The organism is Cyanobium sp. BA20m-p-22 (assembly GCF_024346275.1).
In the GTDB taxonomy this organism is placed as follows: Bacteria; Cyanobacteriota; Cyanobacteriia; order PCC-6307; family Cyanobiaceae; genus Cyanobium_A.
Map to the genome: position 1 here is coordinate 1 of NZ_JAGQCQ010000167.1, position 7986 is coordinate 7986.

The 7986-nt window shown below is 65.6% G+C and carries 10 protein-coding genes; 3 read left to right on the forward strand and 7 right to left on the reverse strand.

All coding sequences use genetic code 11. The features are described from left to right. Window positions 1–379 (forward strand): hypothetical protein (locus KBZ15_RS13870; RefSeq protein ID WP_255015810.1); only part of this gene is annotated, 379 nt, incomplete at its 5' end. Between the two features lie 51 nt (window positions 380–430). On the opposite strand, the gene KBZ15_RS13875 is transcribed toward KBZ15_RS13870, so the two are convergent. Genes KBZ15_RS13875 through KBZ15_RS13885 form a run of 3 tightly spaced genes read right to left on the reverse strand, consistent with a single transcriptional unit; the run spans window position 431 to window position 3007 of the window. Beyond that, complete coding sequence (locus KBZ15_RS13875) at window positions 431–631, reverse strand: chlorophyll a/b-binding protein (RefSeq protein WP_255015811.1); 201 nt, start codon at window positions 629–631, stop codon at window positions 431–433. Window positions 632–635: 4 nt separating this feature from the next. Continuing rightward, window positions 636–2627, reverse strand: coding sequence for an ABC transporter ATP-binding protein/permease (locus tag KBZ15_RS13880; RefSeq protein WP_255015812.1), 1992 nt, complete (start codon window positions 2625–2627; stop codon window positions 636–638). A 38-nt stretch (window positions 2628–2665) separates the two neighbouring features. After that, window positions 2666–3007: a histidine triad nucleotide-binding protein gene (locus KBZ15_RS13885; protein WP_255015813.1), complete on the reverse strand. Its 342-nt coding sequence runs from the start codon at window positions 3005–3007 to the stop codon at window positions 2666–2668. Between the two features lie 56 nt (window positions 3008–3063). Here KBZ15_RS13885 and KBZ15_RS13890 point away from each other — a divergent pair, with 56 nt between their 5' ends. Continuing rightward, on the forward strand, window positions 3064–4614 hold the full coding sequence (locus tag KBZ15_RS13890) for a YifB family Mg chelatase-like AAA ATPase (protein ID WP_255015814.1): 1551 nt from the start codon (window positions 3064–3066) through the stop codon (window positions 4612–4614). Between the two features lie 9 nt (window positions 4615–4623). Here KBZ15_RS13890 and rpsU read toward each other — a convergent pair whose 3' ends face one another. From rpsU to def, 4 genes are read right to left on the reverse strand one after another with little or no spacing between them, the layout of a single operon-like run. Next, a complete protein-coding gene (rpsU, locus tag KBZ15_RS13895) occupies window positions 4624–4794 on the reverse strand; it encodes a 30S ribosomal protein S21 (protein WP_010304532.1) in 171 nt (56 codons plus the stop codon). Between the two features lie 44 nt (window positions 4795–4838). Then, complete coding sequence (locus tag KBZ15_RS13900) at window positions 4839–5534, reverse strand: DUF3747 domain-containing protein (RefSeq protein WP_255015815.1); 696 nt, start codon at window positions 5532–5534, stop codon at window positions 4839–4841. A gap of 52 nt (window positions 5535–5586) precedes the next feature. Beyond that, window positions 5587–5784, reverse strand: a complete 198-nt coding sequence (locus KBZ15_RS13905; RefSeq protein WP_197151584.1) for a hypothetical protein — start codon at window positions 5782–5784, stop codon at window positions 5587–5589. 30 nt (window positions 5785–5814) lie between these two features. Then, on the reverse strand, window positions 5815–6399 hold the full coding sequence (gene def / locus KBZ15_RS13910; protein ID WP_255015816.1) for a peptide deformylase: 585 nt from the start codon (window positions 6397–6399) through the stop codon (window positions 5815–5817). 256 nt (window positions 6400–6655) lie between these two features. On the opposite strand from def, the gene KBZ15_RS13915 reads away from it, so the two are divergent. Next, window positions 6656–7986: peptidase S9 (locus tag KBZ15_RS13915; protein ID WP_255015817.1), on the forward strand; the 1331-nt coding region annotated here is incomplete at its 3' end.

The window sequence follows — 7986 nt, forward strand, 5'->3', positions numbered from 1 at the left end:
GGCCTTGGGCGCCACGCGGGAGCCTTCTCTCTCGGGTCGCTGGCTGGCCCTGATAAGTGGCCGGGGCGGGCGGGAGCAGGTGATGCTGCTCGATCTGGAGCGCCAGCAGCCCCAGCCCCTGCTGGGCCTCAACCGGGCCGATGCCCAGCCCTTGAGCGTCAGTGTCGATGCAGCTGGGGAAAAAATCGCCCTGGTGCGCCAGCTGGAAGGCCGCACCGAGCTGGTGCTCTACCGCCGCTCGCTGCAGAGCCTGCAGCCGATCGCCATGGTGCCCAACGGTGTGCCAAAAGCGGTGCAACTCCAGGCCGATGGCCGCCAGCTGGCCGTGCAGGTGAGTCGCAACGGGATCTGGCAAGTAGACCTGATCCAGATCCCCTGAGTGCGGCCAAGGCCTCAAGTGAGAGGCCTTGGCCGCACTCAGGGAGATGACTCAGGGCACCAGGCCAGCCCAGTGCAGGAAGGTGTCTCCGCTGATGGCCTCGATCAGCAGCAGGGCCGCAAAGCCCACCATGGCAAAACGACCATTGACCCGCTCGGCGTAGCCACTCCAGCCAAAAGCCGGAATGTCGCCGGTAGTGGCACTGGTGGATGAACTAGTGGGTGGATTGGTGGCCGGAGTCTCAGCAGGCATGGGATCAGGCATGACGTCCCACGTCATAGCCGGCCGCCGGCAACAGTCGCCACTTACCACTGCCGTCGAGCTCCAGCACCGTGTCGTGGAAGGCGGTGAGGGTGGGGCGATGCCCCACGCTCACAAAGGCCATTTCCCGCTCGCTGAGCAGGGAATAGAGGTGGCGCTCCGTGGCCACATCGAGGGCGCTGGTGGCCTCATCGAGCACCACAAAGCTGGGTGAATTGAGCAGCAGGCGGGCAAACGCCAAACGCTGCTGCTCGCCCAGGGACAACAGCCGGGGCCAGTCTTGGATGATATTTAGGTCGGGATAACGCTGCACCAGCTCGCCCAGGCGCACCTCCTCAAGCACATGGCGCAGCTGGCCATCGCTAAAGCGATCCGGCTGCTGGGGATAGCAGAGCTGCTCCCGCAGGCTGCCCAGCAGCATGTAGGGCTTCTGGGGAATGAACATCAACTCCCCCTCGCTGGGCCGCTCCACCCGGCCGGATGCCGGCGGCCAAAGGCCGCTCACCATGCGCAGGAAAGAAGTTTTGCCACAGCCGGAAGGGCCTACCACCAGCAGGCGCTGGCTGCGATTCACCTCCAGGCTCAGATCCCGAATCAGTGTGCGGTTGGTGCGGGGCGGCACCAGGTCCACATGGCTGACCAGGATCGAGCCGTCGTCGCGGCCCCCACTGGTGGCCGCCAGCTGGGCCTCTAGGGCGGCGGCTTCAGTGCCGATCGCATCCACCTTGCCCTGGAATCCCTCCAAACGGCTGATCGAAGCGGAGAAGGCGGCGAGGCGATCGATGTTGTTAACGATATAGCTCACCGAAAACAAAACCTGGCTGAAGGCAATGCTGGCCTGGGTAAATACACCAAAATCAACCTGCTTGGCGAAGTAGATCGGCGCAATCACCAGCCAGGGCAAAAATCTTGAGAAGTAATCATAGGAGCGCTGGATCACACTGATCAGGGCTTCCCAGACGATCAAACGGTCATAGTTTTTAATCGCCCCGCCCAGCCGCCGCTGGGCCTCGTTGGCTTCCTGCTGCTCTCCGCGGTAGAAGGCGATCGACTCGGCATTGTCGCGGATATGCACCAGGCCATAACGAAAATCGGCCTCTAGCTTGAGCTGCAAATAATTTAGATTGACCAGCTTACGGCTTGCAAACACAATCAAACCCGTGCCCCCCACCGAGTACACCAACAGAACCAAGGCTAGTTGGTCGCTGATGTTCCATAGGACAATGATGAAACTGGCGAAAGTGAGCAGGGCTGCGATGATCTCAACAACAACGCTCAAGCTAGTGCCAGTAAAACTGGCCGCATCTTGGGAAATTCGCTGGTCTGGATTATCAATTTCTTCGATCGACTCGTCGTTTGGGTTGAGAATATAATAGGCCCGATTAGAGAGGTAGCGATTTAATAAGCGCCCACTCAGCCACTCTCGCCATAACAAGCCAAGCTTGGGAATCAGGTAGCTCTGGATCGCCCGGATAGGCAGGGCCAGCACCAGACAAAAAGCATATATGGCTACGATTTTCCAAAAATCATCCGCCTTATAGGCCACCAGGGCATTTTCAATATTGCGAGCGATGAAGCTGATTCCCACATTTATCCCATTGATCACCAGGATCAGCAGGGTGATCACTCCCATCAGCAGCCAGGGCAGCCAGCGGCCCTGCCTCAATTTGCCGCGAAAGGCCACAAAACAGCCCAGCCCACCGGCCAGCAACACCATCACCAGCGGCCCGATCGGGCTACGCCAGATCGCCGCCACCTGCTCCGGCACCCCCGGCAAAAAGCGGCTGCGCAATTCGGGGATCAGGGCCCCACTGAGGGCCAGCACCCCAGTCAGCAGTAGCAAGGTGCTGCCCACCACCACCGCCAGCAGCGCGGCCACCAGCAACAGGAACTGCCAGCCCCGGGTGTCGTCCACCGGCAGGAAGTAGGGCTGGGCGAGACGCTGCAGCTTGGCTAGCTGATCGCGTAGGGCCTTAAAGAAATTCATGGGGGGAGCTAGATCAGGCCATTGTTGCCGGGCCGCGCTCAGCCCGGGGGCCAGGCCAGGGGACGCCCACCGATCACGTGCACATGCAGATGAAAAACGGTTTGCCCGGCTGCCGCGCCGCTATTGATCACAGTGCGGAACGCCTCTAGCCCCTCCTGGCGGGCAACCCGGGCCGCCACCAGCAACAGATGGCCCAGCAGGCCCTGATCCTCTGCACTGGCCTGGGCCAACTCGGGGATGGGCTCGCGCGGAATCACCAGCACGTGCACCGGCGCCTGGGGAGCCACATCCCGAAAGGCCAGGCAGTGTTCATCGGCGAACACCTCATCACAGGGGATCTCGCCACGAAGGATGCGCGCAAAGATCGTGTCTTGGCTCACAGGGGCACCAGGGGTGGGACAGGGGTGGCACTAACAAACCAGTGGCCCCAGGCAGGATGTTGGCACGGTGCAAGACGGCGGCGCTGCTCGGGCTGGAGGCCCGGCCTGTGCTGGTGGAAGTGGATCTGGCACCGGGGCTCCCGGGGCTGCAGATGGTGGGGTTGGCCGATGCCGCCGTGCAGGAATCCCGGGAGCGGGTGCGCTCCGCCCTGCGCCACAGCAACCAGAAAGTGCCCCAGACGCGGGTGGTGGTGAATCTGGCCCCGGCCGACCTGCGCAAGGAGGGGCCTGGCTTCGACCTGCCGATCGCCCTGGGGCTGCTGCTGGCCTCAGGCCAGTTGGCCCCAGCGAGCAGCGAGGCGGTATGGAGTGCAGGGGAGCTGGCCCTCAATGGGGAGTTGCGGCCGATCCGGGGGGTGTTGGCCATCGCCATCGCCGCCCGCCAGCACGGCGCCCGGGCCCTGGTGGTGCCCCAGGCCAATTCCTGGGAGGCCGCCCTGGTGGACGGATTGCAGGTGTGGGGTGCCAGCGATCTGAACCAGGTGCTCTGGCACCTGCAGCATCCGCACGCCAACCATCAGAACGTGCAGCCGCTACGCCCCCAGGCGCGCCGGCCAGGCCCAACTGGCCCGGAGGTCGGCGATCTCGCCGCCGTCAAGGGCCAGGCCCATGGCCGCCGCGCCCTAGAGATCGCTGCGGCTGGAGGCCATCACCTCCTGCTCTGCGGCCCGCCCGGCAGCGGCAAAACGATGCTGGCCCAGCGACTGGCCGGCCTGCTGCCAGCCCTAAACCCCGCCGAGGCCCTTGAGCTCACGGCCATCCACTCGGTGGCCGGCCTGCTGGACAGCAGCCAGGGCCTGCTGGAAACCAGACCCTTTCGGAGCCCCCACCACAGCTGCTCCGCAGCGGGGCTGCTCGGCGGCGGCGGCTTGCCCCGCCCGGGCGAGCTGGCCCTGGCCCACCACGGGGTGTTGTTCCTCGATGAACTGGCCGAATTCCGGCGGGCGGTGCTCGACCAGCTGCGCCAGCCGCTGGAAGACGGGGAAGTATGGATCCACCGAGCGCGACAACGCACCCGCTTTCCCTGTCAGATCACCCTGGTGGCAGCCACGAACCCCTGCCCCTGCGGCTGGCTGGGGGATCCGGAGCGCAGCTGCAGCTGTGGCGAAGGGCAAAGGCAGCGCTACTGGGGGCGGTTGTCAGGCCCCCTGCTGGATCGCATCGACCTGCAGGTGGTGATGCGCCGCCCCAGCAGCCACGCCCTCACCGCCCCCTTTCGCCAGCACAGCGATGGGGATGGGCCCGAGTCGACGGCCGTGGTGCGGCAACGGGTACTGCGGGCCCGCAGGCGCATGGCCGGCCGCAACCCCGCCGGCTGCAGCAATGGCCGCATTCCAGGCGGCGTCCTGCATCAGGTGGTGCAGCTGGAGCCCCAGGCCCTGCTGGTTTGGGAGGGAGCCTTACGGCAGCGGCAACTGAGCGCCCGGGCAGGGGCCCGACTGCTACGGGTCGCCCAGACAATCAGCGACCTGGGCGCTCAACCTCAAATAAGTGCAGCTGCGATCGCTGAAGCTCTCACCTACCGCTCTTTTGACCAGTTGCACTGAGCTGGTGACTCAGCGGCGGCGGCGGCGCTGCTGGGCCTTGCGCTTGTATTTCTCTACGGGAGTTTCGTGGTGGCGCAGGCGCTTGAGGTCGGCAAAGATGCCCGCCTTGGACACCTGGCGCTTGAAGCGGCGCAGGGCCGATTCAATGCCTTCGTTTTCGCCGACGGTGACCTGGGTCATGAAGCGCTGCGCTGCTCACGGAGTTGATCAATGTAGCAACAGCCTCATACCTGGGGTTCGCCTGGCTGGGGCCGCCCAGGCTGTACTGGCTGTACTGGCTGCACTACTGGTTGAACAGGTTGTACAGGTTGAACGGACTGGTCAGGATTGACAGGTAGGACCGGCTGGGCCAGGGCATCGGGCCAGCCCTCGCGATAGACGTAGACGTGGCCCAAGTTGCGACCGCCGAAGGCCCGGCGCTTGAGCTGCCAGCCCGGTTCAAACACCAGTTGCAGAAAGCCCGTGCCGGCACCCTGGGTGCGGGCTACCACCATTTCCGGCCCCGCCCCGGCCTTGGTGGGCACGGCCAGCAACAGGTTGTCGCCACTTTTGCGCACGACGGTGAGCCGGTAGCTGGCAGCCAGATCGTCGCCGCCCACCCGCACGGAGTAGCCATTGGCATCGATAAAGCGGCTGCAGATGCCGGTGAAATCAAAGCTGGCCAGCAGCGGCTCTACCGGCGCCGGCGCGCCAGGCACGACGGCAAAGCAGGGCCGGGTGGGCTTCACCTGTTCATAAATGTTGAGTTGGGCTCGCGTGCCATCCCCGATCGGCGCCGCCACGAGCACAAAGCTTTCCTGGCTCAGGTCGACCGCTTGAAACAGGGCGCTGGCCCGGGAAGGATCGGGTGCCCAGACACCTAAAACGGCCGTGAATGCTGCCAGAGCAAGCGCAGGGGTGCGGGGATCGGGCAAACGCATCGCGGCATCAACTAGTTATCGATGCAATCGTATGCACCCTGGGAAGCCCCGGCTAGGCAGGCTTGTTGATGCGGATGGCCACCAGCAAGGCCAAGAGGGTGCCCGGCAGGCTCAGGCCCAGAATCCAGCCGGTGAGCTGGGTTCCCAGGTCGGGATCGCCATAGGCGAGCTCAAACACCGAGCCGGTGGCCGCGATTCCGAGCAGGCAGGCCAGGGCCAGGAACAGCCCGGCCAAGGGCTTCATCGGCATGGGGAAAACCTGATTGGCATGGTGGAAAGCTCAGCGAATGGTGTGGACGTCGGCCCGCTGGAAGCCCTTCTCCTGGAGCCCCTCGTTGAGGCTGAGCTCATCGGTGACCCGGTCTACGAACAACACCCCGCTGAGATGGTCCATTTCATGCTGGATGCAACGAGCCAGTAGCCCATCGGCCTTGAGCCGCTGGGGGCGGCCCAGCTCATCGCGGAAGCTGACCTCAACGGCAGCTGGACGCACCACATTGAGATAGACGCCAGGGATGCTCAGGCAGCCTTCCTCATAGGTTTCGACGGCGGCACCAAAGGAGCTGATCTCCGGGTTGATCAGCACCAGCGGCGGGGCGGCTGCATTTTCGGGATCTAGATCAATCACCAGCAGTTGCTTGTGCACGCCCACCTGGGGGGCGGCCAGGCCGATGCCACTGGCGCTGTACATGCTGCGCAGCATGTTGCGGGCCAGCTCTCGCACGCTCCCATCAACCTTGCTGATGCGCCTGGCGGGGGTGCGCAGCTCGGCATCGCCCAGGGTGTGGATGGTGAGGGGGGGCTGCTCAAGCGCCTGCTTGGGCACCTGCACGCCGCGGCTGGCCTGCACCGCGGTGCGAGCCATCTGGGCAAAGCTGGCAGCGGAGCTGGGGGCCAAAGGATACTTGGATAGATAAGACCGATCTTAAGCCGGTACGCCCAAACAGCCGCCCCCTGCTGGCAGGTTGGGGGGCCAGGTTGAACAGCACACTCTTCAACTCGCCTTTGAACTCGCCTTGAAATCCCCGTTGGACTAGCCGTTGAGCGATCTGTTGAACGATCTGTTGGGCCCAGTATTGAAGCCAAATTTGGGGGGCCCAGGACGGCCCAAACTGGAGCAAGTGCCCCTGGCCGCCTCGCTGGTGGAGGGGTGCATCCCAACGATCAAGGAGCCCAAGCTCAGGGGTGGACGGCTGCTATGGCTGGAGCAACGCCCCCAGGAGCAGGGCCGCACCACCTTGATGCTGCGTGAGCCCGCTGGGCTCCAAGCCCGCGAGCTCACCCCCGGCCACTGGAACCTGCGCAGCCGGGTGCACGGCTATGGCGGCGGCGTTTATGCCCTGGCCAACGACACGCTGGTCTTCGTCGATGACGGCGACCGCTGCCTCTGGCAGCTCCAGCTAGGTGGGGCCGCCCCGAGCCAGCCCAGCCGTCTCACCAGCCCCACCGATCGCGCCTTCGCCGATGGGCTGATCGACAGCCAGCGCCAGCGCTGGCTCGGCGTAATGGAGGCCGGGGGCCGCGACCAACTGGTGGCGGTGCCCCTGGCCGGGGGCGAGCCGGAGCTCCTGCACCTGGCAGCCGACTTCTGCGGCTATGCCGCCCTCAGCCCCGATGGCGGGCAGCTGGCCTGGGTGGAGTGGCACCAACCCTGGATGCCGTGGCAGCGCAGCCAGCTGTGGCTGGCCCGGATCACCGCCGCCGGAGCCCTGGAGGATGCCCGGCCGGTGGCCGGCTCCGGGGCAGAAAGCCAGCTGGCCAGCTCGATATTTCAACCGCTCTGGATCAGCCCCACCGAGCTGGTGGTGGCCAGCGACGCCACGGGCTGGTGGAACCTGCAACGGCTGGAGATCGGCACCGGCAGCTGGCAGCCCCTGCTGCCGCTTGAGGCCGAATTCGCCATGCCCCAGTGGGTCTACGGGATGGCCACCACAGCCTGGGACGGCGAGCAGCTGATTGCCGCCGCCTGTACCGGGGGCGTCTGGCAGCTGGGCCGGGTGGATCTGGCCGCAGAGCGCGTGGGCACACCAGAGGCCTGGCAGCCCCTAGGTGTGCCCTTCGACGACCTGGCCGCCCTCTGCGCCGAAGCCGGCCAGCTGGTGGCCGTGGCAAGCAGCCCCACCATCCCGGAAGGCCTGCTGGAGTTGGAGCTCGCCAGCGGCAGCTGGCGACACACTCCCGTGGCCCCCTGCCCGCTGGCCCTGGAGGCGATCAGCCAGCCCGAGCCGCTCTGGTTTGCCGGCCATGGGGGGCAGCAGACCCATGCCTGGTTCTATCCGCCCGCCACCGGGGCCTGCGCCAGCTCGCCGCTGCTGGTGAAGGGCCACAGCGGCCCCACCGGCATGGCCCGCCGGGGTCTGAACCTGGGCATTCAGTTCTGGACCTCGCGGGGCTGGGGCGTGCTGGATGTGAACTACGGCGGCTCCACCGGCTTTGGCCGGGCCTACCGGGA

Bases quoted from the DNA above. Each gene is read 5' to 3' on its own strand.
- KBZ15_RS13875 (WP_255015811.1), bottom strand. From the start codon at position 631: ATGCCTGCTGAGACTCCGGCCACCAATCCACCCACTAGTTCATCCACC.
- KBZ15_RS13880 (WP_255015812.1), bottom strand. From the start codon at position 2,627: ATGAATTTCTTTAAGGCCCTACGCGATCAGCTAGCCAAGCTGCAGCGT.
- KBZ15_RS13890 (WP_255015814.1), top strand. From the start codon at position 3,064: ATGTTGGCACGGTGCAAGACGGCGGCGCTGCTCGGGCTGGAGGCCCGG.
- rpsU (WP_010304532.1), bottom strand. From the start codon at position 4,794: ATGACCCAGGTCACCGTCGGCGAAAACGAAGGCATTGAATCGGCCCTG.
- KBZ15_RS13900 (WP_255015815.1), bottom strand. From the start codon at position 5,534: ATGCGTTTGCCCGATCCCCGCACCCCTGCGCTTGCTCTGGCAGCATTC.
- KBZ15_RS13905 (WP_197151584.1), bottom strand. From the start codon at position 5,784: ATGCCGATGAAGCCCTTGGCCGGGCTGTTCCTGGCCCTGGCCTGCCTG.
- def (WP_255015816.1), bottom strand. From the start codon at position 6,399: ATGGCTCGCACCGCGGTGCAGGCCAGCCGCGGCGTGCAGGTGCCCAAG.